A 1,116-nucleotide genomic window follows, 5' to 3' on the forward strand; every position below is an offset into this window, starting at 1 on the left:
CAGCACCTTCACCCCGAAACTCCGGAACACCGCATACCCCGCCGAACCGGCAATCGCCTCACGCGCCGACGGCTGCGCCGCATACAGCCGACCCAGCACCTCCGCTGTTGCCGCGCGTGTCTTGTTGCGCGCCTCCAGCGTCGCCGCCGTGGCCGACCCGTCGGCATTGCGCGGCGGAGTGCTGGTGCAGGCCACGCACAGCACCATGGCCGCGGCCAGCGCGGCGATGTGGACTCGTTTCATGGCAAAGCTCCTGTCGTGTGTAGAGCGGACGCGCGTTCAACGCGAGGCGGCGTCCAGTGGTTGTCCAGCAGCGCCTGTGCAGGCCAGTAGTAGCGCATCGCGGCCACGAACGGACCGTTGGGGATGGGCAACCAATTGGCCTGCTTGTCCTTCCCCGGCGTGCGGTGTTGCAGGTACAGCGTGAGCCCGCCATCGGCGTCGCGGCGCGGCTGCGGCAGCATCGACCCGTCGAACTGATAGCGATGGATCGGCTCGGCCACTCCCGCCTGCCCGGGAAGCGGGTACACCGACAGTGACCAGAACGCATGCACCGGCGGCAAAGCGTCCTTGCCGAACCGCACTACGTAATCCTGCGCACTGCCGTCCAGAGACACGCCATCGGCATCGGTGTCGTAGCGGGGTGACAGCGCCTCCTCGCGCGAGAGTGTGCCCAGCCCCGACTGGCTGCCCGCTGCGCGCGCCACGTAATCGTTGTCGAGCACGTCGCGGCTGCCGAACAGCGTGTCGCTGCGACCGGCGAGGGCGGCGCGGCGCTGGTCGATCTCGCGCTGGCCATCGGCCATCCCGCCCTGCAGCGCCTGCAGCGTCGCCCGCGGCAGAGTGGCCACGGCCAGCGGTTGCCCGGGCACGATGCCGATCTGCGCCAGCCGCGCACGCAACGCACCTTCGCCGGGCGGCGGGGGCGCGAACTGCAGCAGGAACGCCAACTGCGCGAAGAAGGTCGGCGACGTGCGCATCGCCGCGCTGCCCAGCGGCGCGGGCCAGTCCATCGGCGGGGGTGCTGCGGGCGCGGCCGTGCCGAGAAAGCGCGACAGCGGCTGTATCGCATAGCTCGCCTGGATACGGCGGACCCGCGGCAGGTCGGCCGCACCC

At 70.9% G+C, this 1,116-nt stretch carries 2 protein-coding genes; both read right to left on the reverse strand.

The window, feature by feature from the left end; all coding sequences use genetic code 11:
* A partial coding sequence (locus DBR34_RS00310) for a hypothetical protein (protein ID WP_219928191.1) occupies positions 1-243 on the reverse strand: 243 nt, incomplete at its 3' end.
* The coding region (locus DBR34_RS00315) for a DUF1214 domain-containing protein (protein WP_146186739.1) at positions 240-1,116 on the reverse strand (877 nt) is incomplete at its 5' end. The genes DBR34_RS00310 and DBR34_RS00315, both read right to left, overlap by 4 nt.

Origin of the sequence: Stenotrophomonas sp. HMWF003 (assembly GCF_003061285.1) — a bacterium.
In the GTDB taxonomy this organism is placed as follows: domain Bacteria; phylum Pseudomonadota; class Gammaproteobacteria; order Xanthomonadales; family Xanthomonadaceae; genus Stenotrophomonas; species Stenotrophomonas maltophilia_AP.